Raw genomic sequence first — 21,784 nt, 5'->3', positions numbered from 1 at the left:
AGGCCCTACCTCCGGCCACACCGCAAGCGCCTGGCGATCATGTTCTCCACGGCCATTCTCGGTGTCGGCGTCAGCCTGAGCGTTCCCCTCGTCACCCGGGCCATCATCGACGGCCCGGTCACCCGCCGCGAGCTCGACCTGCTGGTCCCGCTCGCCTTTCTCGCCCTCGGGCTCAGCATCAGCGAGGTCCTGCTGGTCTGGATGCGCCGCTGGGCCCAGTCCCGCGCGGTCAGCGATCTCGAAGCGACCCTGCGGCACGACCTGTACGTCCGGCTGCAGTCCCTGCCGATGGAGTTCCACAACCGCTGGCAGAGCGGTCAGCTGCTGTCCCGGGTGACCGTCGACCTGTCGACGATCCGCCGGTTCATGGGCTTCGGCCTGCTGTTCCTGGTGATCAACATCCTGCAACTGGTGGTCGTCACGATCCTGCTGCTGCGGCTGTACTGGCCGCTCGGCGTGGTCGTGCTGATCGCCGCGGTGCCGATCATCGTGGTGTCGCTGAAGTTCGAGAAGAAGTACCTGGCCATCTCGCGCCGGGTCCAGGACCAGCAGGGCGACCTGGCCACCCGGATCGAGGAGTCCGCGCTCGGTTTCCGGGTGATCAAGGCGTTCGGCCGGCGCGAGCACGTGAAGAAGCAGTTCGACGACGGCGCGGTCAAGCTCTACGGCACCTCGGTGGAGAAGGTCCGGCTGGCGTCGCGGTTCTGGACGTTCCTGGAAGTGATCCCGAACCTGACGCTGGTGATCGTGCTGCTGCTCGGCGCGCTCGCGGTCGGCCGGGAGTCGATCACCCTGGGCACGCTGGTCGCGTTCATCACGCTGATGCTGTCGCTGATCTGGCCGGTCGAGTCGCTCGGCACGATCCTCGCGATGGCACAGGAGGCGATGACGTCGGCGGACCGGATCAGCGAGATCCTCGACACCAAGTCGTCGATCGAGTCCGGCCCGGAGCAGCTGGTGAACCCCCGCGGTCACCTGCGCTTCGAGAACGTCAGCTTCCGGTTCTCGCCGGAGTCGGCCGACGTCCTGCACGACATCAACCTCGATCTCGCCCCCGGTACGACGCTGGCCCTGGTCGGCGCCACCGGGTCGGGCAAGACCACGCTCACCGCGCTGGTCCCCCGCCTGTACGACGTGACCGGTGGCCGGATCACCATCGACGGGCACGACGTCCGGGATCTCGACCTGAAGTCCCTGCGCAGCGCGGTCGCCTCGGCCTTCGACGACCCGACGCTGTTCTCGATGTCGGTCCGGGAGAACATCACGCTCGGCCGGCCGGACGCCACGGACGCCGACGTCCAGCAGGCCCTGGAGATCGCGCAGGCCACCTTCGCCAACGACCTGCCCTGGGGTCTGGACACCCGGGTCGGCGAGCAGGGCATGTCGCTGTCCGGTGGCCAGCGGCAACGACTGGCGCTGGCTCGGGCGGTGCTCGCCAAGCCCGCCGTACTGGTGCTCGACGACACCCTGTCCGCGTTGGACGTGCACACCGAGGCCCTGGTCGAGGAGGCGCTGCGCAACGTGCTCTCCGCGACCACCGGCATCGTGGTGGCGCACCGGGCGTCGACGGTGATGCTGGCCGACCAGGTCGCGCTGCTGGAGGGCGGCACGATCACCCACGTCGGAACCCACGCCGAGCTGCTGGCAACTGTTCCGGCATACAGGCAGCTACTCGCAGCCGAAGAGGAGGAGGTGCACGCATGACGACGACTCAGCAAACACCTCCGCCACCCTCGGACGACGAACCAGGGTCCCGGCACGACGCGCAGGTGATCGACCGGGAGGAGTCCTGGCGCGGGTACGCCGAGGAGTCCGACGACGAGTTGTCCCGGGCCACGACCCTGCGGCTCAAGGCGCAGTCACGCAAGCTGCTCGGCGAGCTGCTGCGCCCGTACAAGAAGATGATCTGGCTGCTCGTCGCGATCGTCGTGGTGGAGAACGCGGCCCGGCTCGCGGTGCCGTACCTGGTGCACCTCGGCATCGACAAGGGCATCCCGCCGATCCTGGCCGGCGAGGGCAACCAGACGCTGATCACCGTGGTCGTCGCGGTGCTCGCGTCGGCGCTGATCCAGGCGTTCGCCCGCCAGCTGTTCCTGATGCGAGCGGGCCGGCTCGGCCAGACGATCCTGCTCGGGCTGCGCCGGCGGGTGTTCGACCACTTCCAGCGGCTCAGCCCGTCGTTCCACGACCGGTACACGTCGGGCCGGGTGATCTCCCGGCTGACCTCCGACGTGGACGTCATCGACGAGATGCTGGAGACCGGGTTCGACGGTCTGGTGACGGCACTGCTGACCCTGGTCGGTACGGCGGTGCTGCTGCTCACGCTGGACGTGAAGCTCGGGCTGCTCGCGCTGCTGTCGTTCCCGGTGCTGTTCTTCCTGACCGCCTGGTTCCGGCGCCGCTCGCAGCTGGTCTACCGGCGCAGCCGGGAAGCCGTCGCGCTGGTGATCGTGCACTTCGTCGAGTCGATGACCGGGATCCGCGCGGTCCAGGCGTTCCGCCGCGAGCCGCGCAACGAGCAGATCTTCCACGGGGTGAACGACCGCTACCGGGAGGCGAACCTGGAGTCGTTCCGGATCAACGCGATCTTCATGCCCTCGATCAAGGGCGTCGGCAACATCACGATCGTGGCGATCCTGGCCTACGGCGGCTGGCAGGCCTACCACGGGCACGTCACGGTCGGCGTCCTGACCGCGTTCCTGCTCTACCTGCGGCAGTTCTTCGAGCCGCTTCAGGACATCTCGCAGTTCTACAACACGTTCCTGTCCGCGAGCGCGGCGCTGGAGAAGCTGTCCGGCGTACTCAACGAGACTCCCGACGTACCCGAGCCGAAGGAGCCGGCCAAGCCGGCCCAGCACGCGCGGGGTCATCTGGAGCTGCGGAACGTGAAGTTCAACTACGTCGACGGGGTGGCGGTGCTGCCCGGGCTCGACCTGGACGTCCCGGCCGGGCAGACCTTGGCCCTGGTCGGTACGACGGGCGCGGGCAAGACCACGATCGCCAAGCTGGTCGCCCGGTTCTACGACCCGACCGGTGGTCAGGTCGTGCTGGACGGGATCGACCTGCGCAAGCTCACCGAGGACGACCTGCGCGAGCGGGTGGTGATGGTGACCCAGGAGAACTTCCTGTTCACCGGCACGGTCGCCGACAACATCCGGTTCGGCAAACCGGACGCGACGATGGACGAGATCGTCGAGGCGGCCAAGGTGATCGGCGCGCATGAGTTCATCGTCCGGCTGCCCGACGGCTACGAGACCGCCGTCGAGAAGCGCGGCAGCCGGTTGTCGGCCGGTCAGCGGCAGCTGGTCGCCTTCGCCCGGGCGTTCCTGGCCGACCCGGCGGTGCTGATCCTGGACGAGGCGACCTCCAGCCTCGACATCCCCAGCGAGCGGCTGATCCAGCGCGCGCTGCGCACGATCCTCGCCGACCGGACCGCGATCGTGATCGCCCACCGGCTGTCCACCGTCGAGACCGCCGACCGGGTCATCGTGCTCGAACACGGCCGCATCATCGAGGACGGCAGTCCCGACGTCCTGATCACCGACGGAGGCCACTACGCCGGCCTCCACCAGGCCTGGGAGGACTCCCTGGCCTGACCGGAAACGGTCGTTGCGGGGCCCTTTTCACCTTGGGGTGAAAGGGGCCCCGCTCCATCTCCCGGCCGTACCAAGTCTCAGGCGTGCCGAGCCTCGTCGACTCGTCCCCACGCTCTCCTGCCAGCGGCACCGGTCACCACTCCTTGCCTTCAGCAACAAACAGGTGCCGCCAGTCCCGCAGCGTCGATCACCTCGTCCGCGGGGTGGCGCCGACGTCCACCACCGATCAACCGCGGCCAAACCCACCCAGCGCCGTCTACGCACGCTGCGGGCCACCACCGGCGAGTTGCTTGATCGGTCGTGGCGGTCGGGCTCCACGGTCGAACGAGGCTCGAGGCGACGGCGGGCAGCGGGTTGTCGGTGGGGGTTTGTAGCGTGGCGGGATGTTGACCACGGTGGCGGTGGAGAGTTATCGGTCGTTGCGGCGGGTGGTGGTGCCGTTGGGGCGGGTGACCGTGGTGACGGGGGCGAACGGAAGTGGAAAGTCCAGCTTGTACCGGGCCTTGCGGTTGCTGGCGGATGCTTCGCGCAACGGCGCGGTGGCGGCGCTTGCCCGGGAAGGTGGGCTGCAGAGCACCTTGTGGGCCGGGCCCGATCAGCTGGGCAAGTCGGTACGGCGGGGTGAATACCCGGTACAGGGGACGGTGCGGTCGGGGCCAGTGAGTCTGCGGATGGGGTTCGCCTCGAACGACTACGGGTACGCCGTGGACTTCGGGCTGCCGGTGCCGTCCGGGCCGCCGCCGAGCGCGTTCGGGCTGGATCCGGAGATCAAGCGTGAGGCGCTCTGGGCAGGACCGTTCTTCCGTCCTGCGACGTTGCTGGTGGACCGGAAGAACGCGAGCGTTCGCATCCGCGGCGCGGCCGGTGACTGGGAGGACGGTGGCGGCGGGCTGCAGACGTTCGACAGCATGTTGAGCGAGTTCGCCGATCCGCGGCGGGCGCCGGAGTTGATGACGGTGCGCGAGCGGCTCCGAGGGTGGCGGTTCTACGACCATCTGCGGACCGATGTCGACGCCCCGGCCCGGCAGGCGCGGATCGGGACGCGGACGCCCGTGCTCGATGCTGAAGGCGCCCATCTGGCCGCTGCGCTGCAGACGATCAGGGAGATCGGCGACGCCGGCGCCCTCGATCACGCGATCGAGCAGGCCTTTCCCGGCAGCTCGGTCGCCGTCGAGACCGGCACCGGCCGGTTCGAGCTCACCTTCCGCCAGCACGGGCTGCTCCGCCCACTGGCCGCCGCGGAGCTGTCCGACGGAACGCTGCGCTACCTGCTCTGGGTCGCCGCGCTGCTCACCCCACGACCGCCCGAGCTCCTCGTCCTCAACGAGCCCGAGACCAGCCTGCACCCCGATCTCCTGCCGGCCTTGGCCGATCTCGTCGTCACCGCGGCGAAGGAGACCCAGGTGATCCTCGTGACGCACTCCCGCCCGTTCCTCGCCGCGCTGCAGGCCGGTGCCGGCGAGTCCGGTCAGGACCTGCGCACGATCGAGCTGGTGAAGGAGTTCGGCCAGACCGCTATCGCCGGTCAGGGCCCGCTGGACGAACCTCCGTGGAAGTGGCCGTCTCGCTGACCGGCTCCTTGACCGACTCGAACCGGACCAGCACCAGAGCACCGATCGCGGTCAGCACGAACCCGCCGACCGCCCCGGCGGACCAGCCGGAGCGGACCGCGTCGCCGAGCACAAAAACGCCGACGGCCGCCGGCGTGATGGTCTGCAGCGCGATCATCGGCGTCGTCGCCAACGTCACCGAACCGCGCTGCAGCGCCAGCGAGTACAACACGAAAGCGAGCCCGCCACTCAACGGCAGCGTGTACGTCGTGACGCCGCTCAACAAGTCTCCGAGCGAGCCGTCCTCCAGCAACCGCGCCGAAATCGCGACCCCGGCGTACCCGAGACCGGCGAGCAGGCCGAGCAAGGCGGTCGCACTGGCGTGCTGCGATCGGCTGGCGATTCCTCCGAGGACGGCGATCGCGACCAGCCCGACGACGATCCCGACGGTCAGGCCGTGGTGCCGCGCACTGTCCCCCGCGTGCCCGGCGGAGACGGCGAGCGCGCCGAGACCGACGCACACCGCGACGACCGCGGACCACTCGACCGCCGACAGCTGGTCACTCATCAAACGCGTCGCGAGCAACGCCGTGACGACCAGGCTGGCCGCGATCCCCGCCTGCGCGAGGTAGAGCGGCAACAGCCGCAGCGCCACGAAGTGCAGCCCGAAGCCGGCCAGGTTCAGGACGAGAGCAGCCAGGAACGCCGGCTGCTTGAGCAACGCGACCACGAACGAAGCCAGCCGGCGTGGATCCAGTTCGGACCCGGTCGGCACCTTGCGGGATCCGACGGCCTGCAGGATCGCCGCGACGCCGAACAGGACGGCTGCCCCGAGTGCGGCTCCCAGACCGAGCAGCACGACTCAGACTGCCTTGCGTCGAGGCGCCCAGAAGGTGAGGTAGAGGCTCAAGCCGCCGTAGTACACCAGGTAGGCCAGCGAGATCGCGACCACCGCCGGGTGCGGGTCGGGCATCTGCGTCAGCAGTACGGCGTACGAGCCGAGCCAGATCGCGGTGGTCAGCAGGTTCATCGACCGGAAGACCTTGGTCCGGGACGGGTAGACGTACTTGACCGGGACGAAGACCAGGATCGAGCAGGTCACCAGGATCACGCCGGTCACGGCCGGGCTGAGGCCGAGGATCACCACGTAGAAGGCGACCACGTTCCAGTAGCTGGGGAAGCCGAGGAAGAAGTGGTCGTCGGTCTTCGCGTCGACCCGGCAGAACTGGTAGCTCGAGGCGAGCAACGGCAACGCCGCCAGCACCGCGCCCCAGCTGCCGGACGGCAGGTATCCGCCGGTCCACAGCAGCACGATCGGGGCGAAGGCGTAGGTCAGGTAGTCGACGATGTTGTCCAGCATCGCGCCGTCGAACCACGGGATCGTCTCCTTGACCCGCAGCCGGCGGGCCAGCATCCCGTCGGTGCCGTCGATCACCAGCGCGGCCAGGCCGAGCCAGAGCGCCCGGACGGCGTCGCCGTCGACGGCGGCGATCACGATCAGCAGCGCGAGCACGGTGCCGCTCGCGGTGTAGGCGTGCAGTGCCAGACCGGCCAGCCGCAGCCGCGTCGAGCCGACGAAAGGTTCGCGCACCGCGTCGTGTGTGGTCAGCAGAACTCCCAGAACTCGGTCGACGCCACGCGTCGGACTATCTGCTTCAGCGTCTCACAAACTCCGAGCCGGACCGGACACCGGATCGGCTTCGGCGGCCGATCTGAGCACGGACTTTACCGGGCGGCCCGGCTCACCGGCGGCCCACGAAGGCCGCCGGCGGCTCCGGGCGGACCGCGACGCAGCCGAGCCGGATCAGGCCTTCGGCTCCAGCACCAACTGCGGGATCTTCCGCGTGGTCTTCTTCTGGTACTCCGCGTAGTCCGGGTACGCCGCGACGGAGCGCTGCCACCACAGGTCGTACTCCTCGCCCTCGAGCTCGCGGGCGACGTACTCCTTGGTCTCGGTGCCGTCCTGCAACTTCACGTTCGGGTCGGCCTTGAGGTTGTAGTACCAGACCGGGTTCTTCGGGGCGCCGCCGAGCGAGGCGACGACGGCGTAGACCCCGTCGTGCTCGACCCGCATCACCGGGACCTTGCGGATCTTGCCGGTCTTGTTGCCGATCATGGTCATGAGCACGACGCCCATGCCGTTGAAGCCGGCCGACTCGGTGGTTCCGGTGGCCTCAATCTTGTCGACGGCGGTGCGGACCCAGTCGGTCGGACTCGGGGCATATTCACTCTGGGATGACATGTCACCGATGCTAACCAGCCGCTGGTGACCAATCGTTCACCGGGCGTTGACGTCACCCTCCGCCGCACGCTCCCGGGCCCGGCGGGCCGCGGCGACCTTGGCGGCGCGCTGACGCTCCATCCGCCGGCGCGGGTCCTGCGCGTCCGGCAGGGTCGCCGGGCCGGCCACGTGCAGCAGCAACCAGGTCAGCCGCCAGCGGATCCGGTAGAAGAGGCTCAGCCCTTCGTTCTTGCTGCTCATCACGCGCTCCAGATGATTGGTGTGGCAATAGTTTGTGTCCCAAGTGTTAGTGTAGACGATGTTCGAAGGAGGACAACCGTGTCGCAGACCGAAGAGACCGACCTGCTCGCGCTGGACCGTCAGGTCTGTTTCGCGCTGGCGGTCGCGTCCCGCAGCGTGATCGCGCTGTACCGTCCACTGCTGGAGCCGATGGGCCTCACCCACCCGCAGTACCTGGTGATGCTCGCGCTGTGGGAGGAATCGCCGCTGTCGGTGAAGCAGCTGAGCAACCTGCTCCAGCTCGATCCCGGCACGCTGTCGCCCCTGCTCAAGCGGCTGGAGGCGGCCGGTTACTTGACCCGCGCCCGGGATCCCCGCGACGAGCGGTCACTGGCCGTCGAGCTCACCGCGACCGGTCGCGAGCTGCGCACCGAGGCGCTCAAGATTCCCCCGGCGATCATCGACCGCCTGGGCATGACCCTCGAGGAGCTCGAGGCCCTGCACAAGAACCTCACCCGGGTCATCGCCGCCGCGACCACCTGACCGCCGTACGGCGAACTGCCGCACCGGCCGACGACGCCGGACGGGCTGCGATTCAAGGCCGACGACGGCTGCCGCTCAGGGACCGGCGCACTCCTGCAGCTGGGCCGCGGTCGCGATCTTGCCCTCGATCCATCGGCGGCGCAGGAAATGGGCCTTGAGCAACCGGTGCACGCCGTCCAGCACGACCAGCCGGCCGCGGTAGGCGACCAGGTGGATCGGGAAGTCGAGGTCGGCGTCCATCACCCGCTGGTAGTGGTCGCGGAAGTTCATCGGCGTCTCGGCGACCTGGTGCGGCGTCACCTTGAACCGCTCGCCGTTCAGCTGCCACAACGGCAGGTCGAAGATCCAAACCAGGTCGGCCACCTCGACCGGCTCGGTGCGCAGATCCAGCGCCCACAGCTTGCCGAGCTTCCAGCGCGCCGGCGGGAACACCTCACGCACCGACTCCGGCATCAGCGCCACCAGCTCTTCGAACGACACGTCCGGCGCGCTCCGGTCCGCGCTCATCCCATCGACCGTCACGAGGGTGCAGGTTACGCGATCCGCCGGGCCACCACGACCACGTTGCTGAGGTAAACCTCGCCGTTCCAGTCCTCGCAGGTCACCAGCACCAGCCGACCGGCGACGCCCTGGTCGAACAGCTTGCCCGCGGCCGCCGCGAGCGTCCGTTTCCGGTACGTCGTGACGCTGGTGACCTGGTAGCGCAGCACGCCGCGGGCCGTGGTCACGGTGACGACCGACCCGGTCCGCACCTTCTCGAGATCGTCGAACGCACCACCACCGTCGTGCACCGTGTGCCCGGTGATCACCGCCGACCCGCGCGCCGCTCCGGGCTGTGCGCCCTGCGACCACCAGCCCACCGTCGACGGGTTGGACGGCGGCGTGAGCTCTCCCCCGTTCGCCGCGATCGGCACGACCGGAGCCGTGATGCCGAGCTGGCCGACCGAGATCCGGCTTGGCCGCCCAGGCCGGGCCGGCACCGCCTTCGCGGACGGACGAGGCGACGGCTTCTTGCTGGTGCCAGGCGTGCTGGGAGTCTCCGGACGGCTGCTGACGCTCGCCTCGGGCCCTAGGTTCGCTCCCGCGCAGGTTGCGTCGTCCGAGACCGGAACGCAGATCCCGCCAGTTCTGTCAGCCGTGGTCGCTCGATCGGCGTCGGCGCGGTTCGGGCCGAACTGGACGTAGGCGCCGGCGCCGAAGATCAGCAGACCGGCGACCGCGACCAGCCCACCCCTGCGAAGAGGGGCGGGCCGGCCGCGACGTCTGCCGGTGCTCACGTCAGAGGCTGTGCTTCCCGCGTCGGCGCAGTGCCAGCGCGGTTCCGCCGGCCAGCATCACACCACCGGCCGCGATCAGTACGCCGCCGAGGAGGCCGAACGGACCGCCACCACCGCCGTCCGAGGAGCCACCGGACAGACCGGCGTCGATTTCCGTCGGTACGCCGGGGCTCGGCGCGTCGGTGGTCGTGTCGTCGGCCGGCGTGCTGGTGCTCGTCTCCGGAACGCTCGGCTCGTCGCTCGGCGGCACACTCGGGGTGTCCGTCGTCGGCGTACCCGGCGGGAGGGTCGGCGGCGTGCTCGGCTCGTCCGTCGGCGGAGTCGTCGGGGGCGTCGTCGGCGGAGTGGTCGGCGGCGTCGTCGGAGGTGTCGTGGGCGGCGTGGTGGGCGGGGTCGTCGGCGGCGTGGTGGGCGGAGTGCCGCAGCCCTCGACCCAGAACACCTTGTGCTTGGTGTCGTTGCCCTGCGACCCGTCGGCGTGCACGGTGATCTTCACGTGGTAGCCCTGCTGCGGATGCGGCTGCCCGGTGAACTTCAGCGTGTAGGTCTCCTTGGCGTCCAGGTCGTTGCCGCCACCCGCCGGATCCCCACCGATGAACAGCGACTGGTCGCCCGAGACCACCTGCACTCCACCGTCACTGGTCGGAGCCTGGTCGGCGAACTCGACCTCGGCCTGCAGGTTCGCGCCCTCGTCGTAGTTGTAGAACTCGACGGTGAACGAGCAGCCCTGGTGCGGGTTGTTGTCCGGCGGACCGCTCTGGATGTCGACGCCCTCGATCTTGATCGTGCCGTTGTTGCCCGGCGGATCGGCCTGGGCCACGGCACCACCCGCCTGGCCGGCCGAGGCGGAAGGAGCCGCGACCAGCGCGGCCGCCCCCAGCAGCAGTGACAGTGCTCCGGCCGCCGCGACAGCGCTCGCGGTCCGCGCACGAACCCCAGTTGAACCCATGGTCGTCCCGTCCCCAGCAGAAGAAGTCCCCCAGCAGCGCGAGATGGTTGCCGATCACAAGCAGTCGGCACTCGCAGGTCTTTGCAGTATGACGCTTTCGGCGCACGAGTCAATAACTACCGGTGACAAATGGATGCGCCCGGCAACCTTCCGGATGCACCCGGCAGCCTTCCGCACCCGTCCGCCGGCGCCGCTCCGGACCGCGATTCAGGCCGGTCGCGACCTTCCGGCCAGCGCTTGCCGCAGTACGGCGTGAGGGCTGCGCCGGGTCGTGCCCGACTGCGCCGCGCGGGGCGGCGTACAGGTGCCGGGCAGCTCCGAGGGATGGGTCTGGCGGTGGATCACCACGATCGCGGAATCGTCACCGGGCCCGCCGATCTCGACCACCAACTCCTCCGCCGCGCCCTTGAAACCGTGCGCGACCAGGCGCTCGGCATGCCCGGCCAGGCGGTCGGTGCCCAGGCCGATGTCGCGGCGCGGGGTCTCGACCATGCCGTCGCTGTAGAGGAACAGCGCGTCGCCGAGTTTGAGCTGGCCCTTGTTCACGGCGAACTCCGGCTTCTCGACCAGGCCGAGCAGCGGGCCGTCGGAGTCGCGGGTCGCCCAGCGCCCGGACCACGCGTCGAACTGGATGGCCGGCGGATGTCCCGCCGTCCGGACCTCGAAGTCGCCGGTGCGCAGGTCGACCGCCACGTGCACGACGGTCGCGAAGTCGTCGTCCCAGTCCTGCCGGCGCAGGTAGTGGTTGGCGGCCGGCAAAAACTCCTCGACCGGTACGACGCCGAGCAGCCCGCCGAAGGCTCCGGACAGCAGCAGGGCGCGGGTTCCGGCATCGATTCCCTTGCCGGACACATCGACGAGCGCGACCTCGAGCTGGTCCTCGCCGCGGGTCGCCGCGACCACGAAGTCACCCGAGAACGACTGGCCCCCGGCCGACCGGATCGACGCCTCGGCCAGCCAGCCCGACGGCAGCCGGGGCAGCTCGCCCTGGGCGGTCAGGATGTCGCGCAGCTCGATCAGCATCGACTCGCCGCGGCTGCCCTGGACGCCGAGCCGGCTGCGCACCTTCGCACCGGTCAGCACGATCCAGCCGACCACGCCGAGCGTCACCACGAAGCCGATCTTCGGCAGTCCGTCGGCGCGCCCGGACATCACGAACGAGCCGAGCACCAACGCGATGAAGGTCAGCACCACCAGCGGCCGGAACCGCAGCAGCATTCCGCCCAGCAGCAACGGGATGGTCAGCGCCGCGGTGGGGATCAAAGACGGTAGCGCCAGCGCCAGCGCGGTGACCGCGGCGGTGACCGCGATCAGCGCGATCAGCGTCAGGGTCTGCGATTTTCGCGCGCGCCGGACCAGCGACCGAGCCGCCCGCAGGCCGGCCCGTCGCACGCCAGCGAAACCGCTGCCACCGCTCATGGTGAGAAGAAGATAACGGCACCGAGCAGTCCGCGCATCAGATCGTCACAACTTCTTGACCGACGGCTTTTTCGCCGCCTGCCGCCGGGCCGGACGAGCCGGCTTGGCGGGCGCGATCGGCGGCTTGCGGGTCAGGCCGGTGCGCTGACATTTCGGGCACCAGAACAAGTTGCGCCCGGCCAGGATCTCGGTCCGGATCACCGAGTCGCACACGTGACAGTGCTGACCGTGACGCCGGTACACGTAGACCTCTCCGCCGTGGTCGTCCTGACGCGGATCGCGGCCCATCGCCTCCGGAGTGTGGTCGTCGGCGACGGTGTCGATCCGGCCGGTCTCGACGCCGTACTTCATCAGCTCGAGCAGGTCGCTCCACATGCCCTGCCACTCCCGCCGCTTGACCAGGTGGCCGGGCGTCATCGGGTGCAGCTTGGCGCGGAACAACACTTCGGCGCGGTAGACGTTGCCGACCCCGCTGAGCACTTCCTGGTCCATCAGCAGCTGCCCGATCGGCAGCTTGCTGCGCTGGATCCGCTTCCACGCCAGGTCGGGATCGGCGTCGTCGCGCAGCGGGTCCGGGCCGAGCCGGGCGATCAGCGCCTCGCGTTCGCCGTCGGTCAGCACCTCGCACACCGTCGCGCCGCGCAGGTCGGCGTACGCCGCGTCGTTCTGCAGCCGCAGCCGGACCTGCCCGACGGGCTCGGGGATCGGCGCCGTACCGAAGTCGACCTTGCCGATCAGGCCGAGGTGGATGTGCAGCCAGCCGCCACCCTCGAACTCGGCCAGGAAGTGCTTGCCGTGCGCCTCGGTGTGCCGCAGCACCCGGCCGTCGAGCAGCGCGGCGCCGTCGACGAACCGGCCCTGCGGGCTGGACGCGCGCACCACCCGGCCGCCGAACGCGTCCCAGACGTCGTTCGCCAGGCGGTGCAGGGTGTGACCTTCGGGCATGATTCCTCGTATGGGGACGACAGCAGGTGGTTCAGGCCGGCACCGGAGTGCTCCGACGCCCGCGGTGATCGGGATCGGCCGGTCGATGCGGGCCCGGGACGTGTCCCGGCCGCGCGACGACCAACCACACCAGAAACAACCGACCGAGCCTCAGGACGATTCCGGCAGCGGCGGCAGCTCGCCGGTCTCCTCGTAGTTCGACATCATCTCGATCCGGCGGGTGTGCCGGTCCTCGCCGGAGTAGTCCGTGGCCAGGAACGTCTCGACGAACCCGGTCGACTCCTCGGTGCTGTGCATCCGGGCGCCGACGCTGATCACGTTCGCGTTGTTGTGCTCGCGGCCGAGCTTGGCGGTCTCGGTGCTCCAGGCCAGCGCGGCCCGGACCCCCTTCACCTTGTTCGCGGCGATCTGCTCGCCGTTGCCGGAGCCGCCGATCACGACGCCCAGGCTGCCGTCGTCCTGGACCACCGCCTCGGCCGTCCGCAGGCAGTACGGCGGGTAGTCGTCCACCGCGTCGTACACGGCCGGGCCGTGGTCGACGACGTCGTGCCCGGCAGCCGTCAGGTGCTGCACCAGGTGGTTCTTCAGTTCGAAGCCGGCGTGGTCAGAGCCGATGTGCACTCGCATGCCCGAAGTCTCGCAGCCCGGTCAGCGGCCCGAAACGCCGGGGAGCTCCGCCGCGGGGGTTCCGCCCGGGATATTCAGTGTCCCGACCAGCCGGGTGACGTCGGCGTAGGCCTGCTCGTACGCCGTTCCGGCCGGGTGCAGCGTGTAGACGGCCACGATCGTCCGGTCTCCCGGTCCGACCGTGCCGGTGGTGTGCAGCGCCTCGCTGGTCAGGTCGATCCCGGCCGCGTCCGGCTTGGCCCGGTCCGAGCCGAAGCCGCTCGATCCGGCGAACCCCGACCAGCCCTGCTTGATGGCGAAATCACCCTCGAACACCGACGCGATCCCGAAGTACTGGTCGAACCCGTCGGTGCCGTTGCGGGTCGCGTGGTGCAGGTGGTCCATCACCAGCTCGCGGACCGGCGCCGGCGCGTGCTCCAGCAGGTACAGGTAGATGCGAACCGTGTCGGCCGGCGTGATCGCGACGTAACCCCAGAAGCCCGGATGCGTCGCCGGCGGGCGGGTGGTGTGGGTCAGACCCAGCCGCGCGACCATCCGGTCGACGATGTCGCCGCCGCCGAGTTCGTCCCAGTAGTGGCTGGCCGCGTCGTCGTCGCTGCTGCGCAGCATCACCTCCAGCCGGGTCCGGTCGGCCAGCGTCAGCTCGTACGCCGGTCCGCGGTCCCACAGGAGGTCGAGCGCGATCAGCAGCTTCACCACCGAGGCCGACCGGAACCGCAGGTCCGGGTGGAGCTGCTCGGTGATCCGGCCGCTGTGCCGGTCGAAGACAGTGACTCCGGCCGTCACGCCCGGCGGCACCGCCACCGAACTCGCCGGCAGGACCGCGGACAGCTCACCACGCAGAGGCAACACAGGGAACCTACTCACCGTCGACGGAAGTCCTTGGTGAGTAACCTTCGCGCCTGACAGTGGAACGTTCAACCCTTGTCGACCAGACCGCAACAAGTACCGGACCGGAACAGCGAAGGACCGGCCCACCGCGTCGGGTGGGCCGGCCCTGAGATCACGGGGGCGTCAGTCGAAGACCGGCCCGCGGTCGCGGGTGCGCTTGAGCTCGAAGAAGCCCTCGGTCCCGGCGACCAGGCGGACGCCGTCCCACAGCTTGCCGGCCGCCTCGCCCTTGGGCGCCGGGGTGACGACCGGGCCGAAGAAGGCGACGCCCTCGACCGAGATCACCGGCGTACCGACCTCCATGCCGACCAGGTCCATGCCGGCGTGGTGGGACTTGCGCAGCGCGTCGTCGTACCGGTCGGTGTCAGCGGCCTCGAGCAGCGCCGCGGGCAGGCCGACCTCGTCGAGCGCCTCGGCCAGCACGTCACCCTCGGATCCGCGGATGCCGCGGCCCTGGACGTGGATCCGCTCACCGAGCGCGGTGTAGAGCGGCAGCAGCACCTCGTTGCCGTGCGCCTGCTCGGCGGCGATCAGGACGCGGACGATGCCGAGCTTGCGCTGCCAGTTCTCGTCGTGCTCTTCACGCTCCTCGTTCAGGACGGCCAGGCTCATCACGTGCCAGGTCGTCTTCACGTCCCGGACCTGCTCGACCTCGAGCATCCAGCGAGACGTCATCCAGGCCCAGGGACAGGCCGGGTCGAACCAGAAATCGGCGGGGGCAGTCATGGTTCAACAATACAAACTTGAACGAAATCGGGTCGGACGGGAGATGTCCTGCGATGTCGGGGGGAAACCCGCGCGTAAGTCAACAGTCAGGTGCATAGGATGCCGATATGCCTGGAACCAACCTGACGCGCGACGAAGCGCGCACCCGCGCCGGACTGCTCCGTGACGTGAGCTATGCGATCGAGCTCGACCTGAGCACCGCCGCGAGTGGGGCGCCGACGTTCGCGTCGACCACCACGCTCACCTTCGGCGCCGAGAACGGCGCGAGCACGTTCGCCGACCTGATCGCGGCGAGCGTCCGGGAGATCACCCTGAACGGCCGCTCGCTCGATCCGGACACCGTGTACGACGGCGCCCGGATCCAGCTCGACGGCCTGCAGGAGCGCAACGAGCTGCGCGTCGTCGCCGACTGCATCTACTCGCGCACCGGCGAAGGGCTGCACCGCTCGGTCGACCCGGCCGACAAGGAGACCTACCTCTACACCCAGTTCGAGGTCCCGGACGCGCGCCGGGTCTTCACCACCTTCGAGCAGCCCGACCTCAAGGCCCCGTTCACCTTCACCGTCTCCGCGCCGGCCCGCTGGGTGGTCATCTCCAACGCGGCCACCCCCGAGCCCACCCCGTACGCCGGGGAGAACGGCGAGGAGCTGGCCCGTTGGGAGTTCGCCCCGACGGTGCCGATCTCGACGTACATCACCGCGGTCGTGGCCGGTCCGTACCACGTCGTCACCGACGTCTACGAAGGCCCGAACGGCACCTACCCGCTGTCGCTGCTGTGCCGGCCGTCGCTGGCCGACCACCTGGACACCGAGGACCTGTTCGAGGTGACCAAGCAGGGCTTCGAGCTGTTCGAGCGCGCGTTCGGTACGCCGTACCCGTTCGGCAAATACGACCAGGCGTTCGTGCCGGAGTACAACATGGGCGCGATGGAGAACGCCGGCTGCGTGACGCTGCGCGACGAGTACATCTTCCGCAGCCGGACCACCCACGCCGAGCTGGAGAGCCGCGCGAACACCGTGCTGCACGAGCTCGCGCACATGTGGTTCGGCGACCTGGTCACGATGACCTGGTGGGACGACCTGTGGCTGAACGAGTCGTTCGCCGAGTGGGCCAGCCACTGGGCCCAGGCGACCGCGACGACCAAGTACGCCGACGCCTGGACGACGTTCTGCAACGCCCGCAAGACCTGGGCCTACCGGCAGGACCAGCTGCCCTCGACGCACCCGATCGCCGCCGACATGGTCGACTTCCACGCGGTCGAGGTGAACTTCGACGGCATCACCTACGCCAAGGGCGCCTCGACGCTGCGCCAGCTGGTCGCGTTCGTCGGCGAGGACACCTTCGTCACCGCGCTGAAGGAGTACTTCGCCGATCACGCGTTCGGCAACACCGAGCTGACCGACCTGCTGAAGCCGCTGGAGAAGGCGTCCGGGCGCGACCTGGACGACTGGACCGAGCGCTGGCTGCGCACCGCCGGGGTCAACACGCTGCGCGCCGACTTCGAGGTCGACGGCAACGGCTCCTTCACGTCGTTCGCGATCGAGCAGACGGCGGCCGAGGACTTCCCGGTCCTGCGCCCGCACCGGCTCGCGGTCGGGCTCTACCGGCGCACGGACGCGGGCCTGGTCCGCACCGAGCGGTTCGAGGTCGACATCGACGGCCCCCGGACCGAGCTGGCCGAGCTGGTCGGCGCCACCCAGCCGGACCTCGTCCTGCTGAACGACGACGACCTCACCTACGCCAAGATCCGGCTCGACGAGCGGTCCCGGGCGACGCTGGTCGAGTCGATCGACCAGCTGTCCGAGTCGCTGCCGCGGGCGCTGGCCTGGGGCGCCACCTGGGACATGACCCGCGACGCCGAGATGCCGGCCTCCCAGTACGTCGAGATCGTGCTCAAGGGGATCCGCGCCGAGACCGACCTGACCGGCGTCCGGTCCCTGCTGAACCAGGCGTCCACCGCGATCAACCTCTACGCCGCACCGGAGAACCGGGCCGGCCTGCGGGCGCAGTACGAGGAAGCGCTGGCCGGGCTGGTCGCTGGGGCCGAGGCCGGAAGCGACCACCAGCTCGCGTTCGCCCGGGCCTACATCGCCGGAGTGTTCTCCGACGCCGGCGCGGACCGGCTGGCGCGCTGGCTGGACGGCGAGGACCTGCCGTCCGGTCTGGTGGTCGACACCGACCTGCGCTGGACGCTGATCGTCGCGCTGGCCCGGCTCGGCCGGATCGACGCCGACGGGATCGACGCCGAGCTGACCCGCGACACCACCATCACCGGGCAGGAGCGGGCCGCGCAGGCCCGGGCCGCCCGGCCGACCGCCGAGGCGAAGGAAGAGGCCTGGCGGATCGCGGTGGAGTCCGAGGACACCCCGAACGAGACGCAGTTCCGGACCATCCTGGGCTTCCAGCAGCCGGGGCAGGAGGAGCTGCTGCGCCCGTACGTCGGCAAGTACCTGTCCGCGGCCAAGGACGTCTACACCCGGCTCGGCTCGTCGATGGGCGAGAACGTCCTGGTCTACCTGTCGCCGCGCAACCTGCCGGAGCCGTCCACGCTGGACGCCCTGAGCAGCTGGCTGGACACGGAGGCGGAGTCGATCGACGCACCGACCCTGCGCTACGTCGGCGAGGCCCGCGCCGACCTGGCCCGCGCGCTGGCCGCCCAGCGCCGCGACGCCGAGGCCTGACCTCCACTCCCCGCACCCTTGGGGGCCATTTCATGGGTTGACCCGCGAGCTGGCCCGTTGGTCCACCGGATTTCGGTGGGCCAACGGGCCATTTGAGGGGTTAACCCACCAAACGGCGTCAGGGGCCAGGATGGGGATCGCCCGAGCATGCAGGAGACTAGGCCGGTGGCTTCCCCTGATCCCGCCCTTGCTGGTGCAGCTGCAGTTGCTCTGACCGGTCTGGCCGAGGCCTACCGCCCCCGGCCGGTCACCTCGTTGATGCCGTGGCGGTTCCCGAACCGCCTGGTCAAGCCGTACGTCGTCACCGCGCGCGGCCGCTCCTGGGACGACGAGATGGTCGCGTCGGCCCGGGTCACCGCGGCCCGGCAGCTCGAGTTCGACGACGCGATGGGCGCGCTCGGGCTCGGCGTCGTCGTACTGCACCTCGGCGACGAGGGCGTCTCCCTGGTCGTGCAGAGCTGGGCGAAGGACTTCCAGTCCCGGCTCAGCCTGTTCAGCGGCCTGGAAGTCGACGACCTGCGCCCGGCCCCGACCGGCGTCGCTCCGTCGGTGTGGGAGCTGGAAGTGCTCACCCACGAGCGGTCGTCGTACGTGCACCACATCCTGAACGCCGAGGTGGACGTCGAGAGCTGGCTCGACGACGCCCTCGACACCCGCCCGGCGCCGAAGCTCGACGGCATCCCGTCCGGCACCTGAGGGCGCCGAATATCTCCCGGTCCGGTGAATGAATTTCCGTCCGCCTGCCGGTCGCAGTGATCGCCAACCATCCATTGGCGAATCCGGACAGTATCGACGCGTGCGCGAAATGCGACCGTCAAACGATTGATTGTCACCAGTCGGTCAGGAACCGGTTCCGGACGGCGATCGCCTGTGCAGAAAGGAGATTTCTGGCATGTGAGAACTACTCATTTACCGGTCGGTCAGGCATAAGCTGATCCGGAAATCCGACGGGAAGGAACTTGGGGAGGACCTTTGCCGTGACACCTCTGGACCACCGGAATCCGCCCACCGACCTCTGGTCGGGTCCGGCTGCCGATCTGGCCGCCGCCGCGGGTGCGTCGTTCGCGCCCGCACCGGCCGCCGAACCGGCGCGGCGCCAGCTGCCGACCGACCGGATCGCTCCGGCGCCGTTCGACGAGCTGATCGACACCGAACCCTCCCGGCACGTCGCCGCGGCGCACGCGACGTCGTACGGCGTGGAGCAGCTTCCGCACGACTACGCGTACTACCCGCCGACCGACGGTGCCCACAGCGCTCGTGGTTCGCGGGCCCAGCGGGACACCCGGACCAGCTCCACCGGCGGCCGCCGGAGCGCCGCGCCGCGGGACCGTGCTCCTGCCACCGCCACCGGCTCTTCCGGTGACCACGGCGGTGGCCGCAACGGACGGCGCGGGACCGGCGGCCAGGACGGCCGGCCGAAGCGCTCGCACGCCGCTGTCGGCGCCGCGGTCGTCGCCGTCACGGCGGTGATCGGCACGCTGGCGTTCGTCCTCACCAACGGCTCGTCGCCCGAAGCAGGCAGCGGCACCGGCACCAGCCGGGACTCCGTGGCCCCGTCCGCTCCCGGCGGCAACGACCCGGCCCCGGCCGCACCCAGTACGGCGAAGAACGGCCGCAAACCGGCCGTCCCCAGCTCGGAGACGTCGACGACCACCTCGACGACGCCGAACACCGGACCGGAGTCGCCGACGTTCCGCGCCGGTCAGTGGATCGTCGTGCTCGACACCTACCCGACCGACGCCGGCATGGCCGCCGACCAGCTCGCGAAGAGCCTGGCCGGCAAGCTGATCAACTCCGGCGTACCGGCGCGGGCACTGCGCGCCAGCGGCCAGTACCCCGGCCTCGCGGACGCCGGCGGGGATCCGATGACCGACACCTGGATCGTCTACCTCGGTCCGGCGACGTCCTCGGCGGCAGCGGTGAACGCCTGCAGCTCACCGAAGGTCCAGAAGGTGCACGCGAACAACGCCTGCCCGAGCTACGAACCCGCCGTCAGGCCCTGACCTGCAGGCCCGGGTCGGTGGCGAGCCGGGCATGCAGGTGTGAGTCGTGCCGCCGGCCGGAGAGCTCGACGTAGTACTCGCGCATCACGCCTTCGAGCTGGAAGCCGGCGGCGGTCGCGACCCGGCAGGACCCCTCGTTGACCAGCGCGTGGTCGAGCGAGATCCGGTGCAGGCCGAGGCCGTCGGCGGACTGCGGACCGAACGCCCATCGCGCCGCCGCGTCCAGCGCGCGGGCCGCCACCCGGCGACCGCGTGCCGCCGGGGTCACCCAGTACGCCGCCACCGCCTGGTCAGGGACGCGGTGAACGTCCCGTAGCGTCACCGAGCCGAGCAGGTCCCCCGACGCGAGATCGGCGACCGCGAACACCGCGTTGCCGAGCGTCCAGGCTCGCAGCCGCGGCTCCAGCCAGCCCTTGGCGCGCTGTGCGGCCGGCAGCTGGACCACCGCGTTGCCGGCCGTCCAGCGAAGGATCTGGGGATCGGTCAGCGCGACGGCGATCGCCGGCTCGTCCGCGGGCAGGAACGGGCGCAGCAAAAGGTCGCCGGCCTTCAGTTCGGTCGGCTTGAGGCGTGGAGTGGTCACCGGAGCTTTTTACCCGAGCGGAGCCGCGATCGCCGAACCGTTTACTGCTGGTGCGGCTCGTTCGCGTGCAGCAGCGGCGCCTGGTGCGCGTGGTCGCCGAGCTGCTGGACACCGGTGACCAGACCGCCGGTCAGGTCGCCCGCGGCGAACGACGTCTGCATGGCCAGCGCGGCCAGTCCGGCCGAGTGGTCGGACAGCTGCCGCTTGGCGGTCGCGCCGGTGACGATCTCCAGCCGGCGGCCGGCCGGGTCGACGTACACCAGCACGGAGCGGTCGGGGTCGGGCAGCTCGTTCAGCAGCTCGACCGCGAACGGCCGGGTCTCGGAGTCGGCGCCGCCGACGTACACCGAGAAGTGCAGGCCGGAGGCCGCCTCGGCGTGCCGGACCGCGCGCTCGATGTCGAGCAGCTGGTCGTGGGTGAAAGCGTCACCAGCTGGCACTTGCGCCTCCGGTCGAACGGGCGACGCCGCGCGCGGCGGTCGCGGTCGGGGTGCTGCCGGCCGGGAGCTCGGGCAGGTTGGCCGGGTCCGGCTTGGTCGTCGCCGGACCGTTGATCCACACCGGCGGGGCCCACCAGGACAGTCCCGGACGGTACCGCGGGCCGCGCGCGATCGAGGACGCGAAGACCAGCAGGGTCACCACCGCGATGACCAGCGCCGGGATGCCGACGAACACCAGCAGGGTGTGGCCGGAGAGCAGAGAGATCACGGTCCGAAGCCTAGGCCATCACGATCGTCGGGCCGCGACCGGCACTCCTCGAAACCCCGGGGCGGAAGGTTCCGAGGAGTGCCTGGATCGGTGACGGCTCAGAACCGGACGTCCGAGCACTGGTAGAAGGCGTTCGCGGTGTCGGCGATGGTCCAGACGGCGAGGATCATGTGCCGGCCGCTCCGGTTCGGCAGCTGGCCGGAGTGCGAGACCTGGAAGCCCGGCCGGGCTCCGTTGAACGGTACGGTCAGGAACGGCGTCAGCTCCAGCGCCGAGCGGGTCAGCGGAGCGTTCTGGTTCCAGCCCTGCTTGGTGATGTAGTACTTGAAGTCCGTCGTCGCGTGGGCGGCGGTCAGCGTCCAGCTGAACGTGTGGAACGAGCCGGAGTTGAGCTGGGTCGTCGGCCAGGCGCCACCACGCTGGTCGTCCAGCTGGGAGAACGCGGCGATGCCGGCCGAACAGAGCTTGCCGTCGGCGGGACCGGCGTTCGGGAAGCCCTTCGGCCCCTCGGTGCTCTGCGGTTCCCACTGGATCTGGCCGCAGTTGGTGACGGTGCCGTTGGCGCAGTGCTTGGCCCGGCTGGTCGGTGAGGTCGTGTAGCCGTGCCCGTAGGCGGTCGGCACCGCGGTGACGGCGGTCAGTGCCATCGCGCCGATCGCGATTCCGGCCAGGCTGATCCTGCGTGCTCGCTTCATGCGGACACTCCTTCGGTTTCCGTTCAAGGGGGGCGGTACGGAAAAAGGAAGGCGCCTTCGTGGGCAATAGATAACAACCGTTCAAATCTATTGTCAACGGTTCGTGAGCAGCTGCTGACGGAAAGTTGCG

The 21,784-nt window shown here is 70.0% G+C and carries 23 protein-coding genes; 7 read left to right on the top strand and 16 right to left on the bottom strand.

Annotated features, from left to right (window positions below; all coding sequences use genetic code 11):
- The first annotated feature begins 39 nt into the window (after positions 1-39).
- The 3 genes from BWI15_RS04300 to BWI15_RS04290 all read left to right on the top strand — a co-directional run bounded on the left by BWI15_RS04300 (position 40) and on the right by BWI15_RS04290 (position 5,167).
- The gene (locus BWI15_RS04300; protein ID WP_237771125.1) at positions 40-1,704 is read left to right on the top strand and encodes an ABC transporter ATP-binding protein; all 1,665 of its coding nucleotides are present in this window, start codon (positions 40-42) and stop codon (positions 1,702-1,704) included.
- Positions 1,701-3,596 carry an ABC transporter ATP-binding protein gene (locus tag BWI15_RS04295; protein ID WP_193432132.1) on the top strand — a complete coding sequence of 632 codons (1,896 nt, stop codon included), beginning with the start codon at positions 1,701-1,703 and terminating at the stop codon, positions 3,594-3,596. The genes BWI15_RS04300 and BWI15_RS04295 overlap by 4 nt, the downstream gene beginning before the upstream one ends.
- 383 nt (positions 3,597-3,979) lie before the next feature.
- Entirely contained in the window at positions 3,980-5,167 is a 1,188-nt protein-coding gene (locus BWI15_RS04290; protein WP_077012975.1) for an AAA family ATPase, read from the top strand.
- Here BWI15_RS04290 and BWI15_RS04285 read toward each other — a convergent pair.
- The 4 genes from BWI15_RS04285 to BWI15_RS04270 form a co-directional block, all read right to left on the bottom strand.
- Positions 5,112-6,005, bottom strand: coding sequence for a hypothetical protein (locus BWI15_RS04285; protein ID WP_077012974.1), 894 nt, complete (start codon positions 6,003-6,005; stop codon positions 5,112-5,114). The two genes, BWI15_RS04290 and BWI15_RS04285, sit on opposite strands and share 56 nt — an antisense overlap.
- 3 nt (positions 6,006-6,008) lie before the next feature.
- On the bottom strand, positions 6,009-6,737 hold the full coding sequence (locus tag BWI15_RS04280; RefSeq protein ID WP_077012973.1) for a CDP-alcohol phosphatidyltransferase family protein: 729 nt from the start codon (positions 6,735-6,737) through the stop codon (positions 6,009-6,011).
- Between the two features lie 213 nt (positions 6,738-6,950).
- Positions 6,951-7,388, bottom strand: a complete 438-nt coding sequence (locus tag BWI15_RS04275; RefSeq protein ID WP_077012972.1) for a nitroreductase family deazaflavin-dependent oxidoreductase — start codon at positions 7,386-7,388, stop codon at positions 6,951-6,953.
- A 36-nt stretch (positions 7,389-7,424) separates the two neighbouring features.
- The gene (locus BWI15_RS04270; RefSeq protein WP_077012971.1) at positions 7,425-7,628 is read right to left on the bottom strand and encodes a hypothetical protein; all 204 of its coding nucleotides are present in this window, start codon (positions 7,626-7,628) and stop codon (positions 7,425-7,427) included.
- Positions 7,629-7,706: 78 nt separating this feature from the next.
- On the opposite strand from BWI15_RS04270, the gene BWI15_RS04265 reads away from it, so the two are divergent.
- Complete coding sequence (locus tag BWI15_RS04265; protein WP_077012970.1) at positions 7,707-8,150, top strand: MarR family winged helix-turn-helix transcriptional regulator; 444 nt, start codon at positions 7,707-7,709, stop codon at positions 8,148-8,150.
- Between the two features lie 75 nt (positions 8,151-8,225).
- Here the strand turns inward: BWI15_RS04265 and BWI15_RS04260 are convergent, their stop codons facing one another.
- The 8 genes from BWI15_RS04260 to BWI15_RS04225 all read right to left on the bottom strand — a co-directional run bounded on the left by BWI15_RS04260 (position 8,226) and on the right by BWI15_RS04225 (position 14,984).
- On the bottom strand, positions 8,226-8,657 hold the full coding sequence (locus tag BWI15_RS04260) for a hypothetical protein (RefSeq protein ID WP_077012969.1): 432 nt from the start codon (positions 8,655-8,657) through the stop codon (positions 8,226-8,228).
- A 26-nt stretch (positions 8,658-8,683) separates the two neighbouring features.
- Entirely contained in the window at positions 8,684-9,427 is a 744-nt protein-coding gene (locus BWI15_RS38265) for a class F sortase (RefSeq protein WP_237771124.1), read from the bottom strand.
- A 1-nt stretch (position 9,428) separates the two neighbouring features.
- Positions 9,429-10,376 (bottom strand): hypothetical protein, encoded by a 948-nt coding sequence (locus tag BWI15_RS04250; protein WP_077012968.1) that lies wholly within the window; start codon positions 10,374-10,376, stop codon positions 9,429-9,431.
- A gap of 207 nt (positions 10,377-10,583) precedes the next feature.
- Entirely contained in the window at positions 10,584-11,795 is a 1,212-nt protein-coding gene (locus tag BWI15_RS04245; protein WP_077012967.1) for a PP2C family protein-serine/threonine phosphatase, read from the bottom strand.
- Positions 11,796-11,840: 45 nt separating this feature from the next.
- Positions 11,841-12,740, bottom strand: a complete 900-nt coding sequence (locus tag BWI15_RS04240) for an Fpg/Nei family DNA glycosylase (RefSeq protein ID WP_077012966.1) — start codon at positions 12,738-12,740, stop codon at positions 11,841-11,843.
- A 150-nt stretch (positions 12,741-12,890) separates the two neighbouring features.
- Positions 12,891-13,367 (bottom strand): ribose-5-phosphate isomerase, encoded by a 477-nt coding sequence (locus tag BWI15_RS04235; protein WP_077012965.1) that lies wholly within the window; start codon positions 13,365-13,367, stop codon positions 12,891-12,893.
- Between the two features lie 21 nt (positions 13,368-13,388).
- Complete coding sequence (locus BWI15_RS04230; protein ID WP_237771123.1) at positions 13,389-14,234, bottom strand: hypothetical protein; 846 nt, start codon at positions 14,232-14,234, stop codon at positions 13,389-13,391.
- A 147-nt stretch (positions 14,235-14,381) separates the two neighbouring features.
- Positions 14,382-14,984, bottom strand: coding sequence for a mycothiol-dependent nitroreductase Rv2466c family protein (locus BWI15_RS04225; RefSeq protein ID WP_077012963.1), 603 nt, complete (start codon positions 14,982-14,984; stop codon positions 14,382-14,384).
- 107 nt (positions 14,985-15,091) lie between these two features.
- Here BWI15_RS04225 and pepN point away from each other — a divergent pair, with 107 nt between their 5' ends.
- The 3 genes from pepN to BWI15_RS04210 all read left to right on the top strand — a co-directional run bounded on the left by pepN (position 15,092) and on the right by BWI15_RS04210 (position 19,668).
- Positions 15,092-17,665 carry an aminopeptidase N gene (gene pepN / locus BWI15_RS04220; protein ID WP_077012962.1) on the top strand — a complete coding sequence of 858 codons (2,574 nt, stop codon included), beginning with the start codon at positions 15,092-15,094 and terminating at the stop codon, positions 17,663-17,665.
- A 165-nt stretch (positions 17,666-17,830) separates the two neighbouring features.
- Positions 17,831-18,361 (top strand): hypothetical protein, encoded by a 531-nt coding sequence (locus tag BWI15_RS04215; RefSeq protein WP_237771122.1) that lies wholly within the window; start codon positions 17,831-17,833, stop codon positions 18,359-18,361.
- A gap of 281 nt (positions 18,362-18,642) precedes the next feature.
- Positions 18,643-19,668, top strand: coding sequence for a hypothetical protein (locus BWI15_RS04210; RefSeq protein ID WP_077012960.1), 1,026 nt, complete (start codon positions 18,643-18,645; stop codon positions 19,666-19,668).
- Here the strand turns inward: BWI15_RS04210 and BWI15_RS04205 are convergent.
- The 4 genes from BWI15_RS04205 to BWI15_RS04190 all read right to left on the bottom strand — a co-directional run bounded on the left by BWI15_RS04205 (position 19,658) and on the right by BWI15_RS04190 (position 21,654).
- Positions 19,658-20,251, bottom strand: a complete 594-nt coding sequence (locus BWI15_RS04205) for a GNAT family N-acetyltransferase (protein WP_077012959.1) — start codon at positions 20,249-20,251, stop codon at positions 19,658-19,660. The genes BWI15_RS04210 and BWI15_RS04205 overlap by 11 nt on opposite strands.
- Positions 20,252-20,292: 41 nt before the next feature.
- Entirely contained in the window at positions 20,293-20,691 is a 399-nt protein-coding gene (locus BWI15_RS04200) for a DUF5130 family protein (protein ID WP_077012958.1), read from the bottom strand.
- Complete coding sequence (gene ctaJ / locus BWI15_RS04195) at positions 20,678-20,959, bottom strand: aa3-type cytochrome oxidase subunit CtaJ (protein ID WP_077012957.1); 282 nt, start codon at positions 20,957-20,959, stop codon at positions 20,678-20,680. The genes BWI15_RS04200 and ctaJ overlap by 14 nt, the downstream gene beginning before the upstream one ends.
- Before the next feature lie 98 nt (positions 20,960-21,057).
- Positions 21,058-21,654, bottom strand: coding sequence for a lytic polysaccharide monooxygenase auxiliary activity family 9 protein (locus BWI15_RS04190; RefSeq protein ID WP_077012956.1), 597 nt, complete (start codon positions 21,652-21,654; stop codon positions 21,058-21,060).
- Positions 21,655-21,784: the final 130 nt, after the last annotated feature.

This window comes from Kribbella sp. ALI-6-A, from assembly GCF_001984195.1.
Lineage (GTDB): Bacteria > Actinomycetota > Actinomycetes > Propionibacteriales > Kribbellaceae > Kribbella.
Note: the sequence above shows the minus strand (reverse complement) of the source record. Positions and strands in the feature narration are given on the sequence as shown.

Coding starts and splice junctions, on each gene's coding strand:
- BWI15_RS04300 (WP_237771125.1), top strand. CDS start 40: ATGTTCTCCACGGCCATTCTCGGTGTCGGCGTCAGCCTGAGCGTTCCC.
- BWI15_RS04295 (WP_193432132.1), top strand. CDS start 1,701: ATGACGACGACTCAGCAAACACCTCCGCCACCCTCGGACGACGAACCA.
- BWI15_RS04290 (WP_077012975.1), top strand. CDS start 3,980: ATGTTGACCACGGTGGCGGTGGAGAGTTATCGGTCGTTGCGGCGGGTG.
- BWI15_RS04275 (WP_077012972.1), bottom strand. CDS start 7,388: ATGTCATCCCAGAGTGAATATGCCCCGAGTCCGACCGACTGGGTCCGC.
- BWI15_RS04270 (WP_077012971.1), bottom strand. CDS start 7,628: ATGAGCAGCAAGAACGAAGGGCTGAGCCTCTTCTACCGGATCCGCTGG.
- BWI15_RS04260 (WP_077012969.1), bottom strand. CDS start 8,657: ATGAGCGCGGACCGGAGCGCGCCGGACGTGTCGTTCGAAGAGCTGGTG.
- BWI15_RS04250 (WP_077012968.1), bottom strand. CDS start 10,376: ATGGGTTCAACTGGGGTTCGTGCGCGGACCGCGAGCGCTGTCGCGGCG.
- BWI15_RS04245 (WP_077012967.1), bottom strand. CDS start 11,795: ATGAGCGGTGGCAGCGGTTTCGCTGGCGTGCGACGGGCCGGCCTGCGG.
- BWI15_RS04240 (WP_077012966.1), bottom strand. CDS start 12,740: ATGCCCGAAGGTCACACCCTGCACCGCCTGGCGAACGACGTCTGGGAC.
- BWI15_RS04235 (WP_077012965.1), bottom strand. CDS start 13,367: ATGCGAGTGCACATCGGCTCTGACCACGCCGGCTTCGAACTGAAGAAC.
- BWI15_RS04225 (WP_077012963.1), bottom strand. CDS start 14,984: ATGACTGCCCCCGCCGATTTCTGGTTCGACCCGGCCTGTCCCTGGGCC.
- pepN (WP_077012962.1), top strand. CDS start 15,092: ATGCCTGGAACCAACCTGACGCGCGACGAAGCGCGCACCCGCGCCGGA.
- BWI15_RS04190 (WP_077012956.1), bottom strand. CDS start 21,654: ATGAAGCGAGCACGCAGGATCAGCCTGGCCGGAATCGCGATCGGCGCG.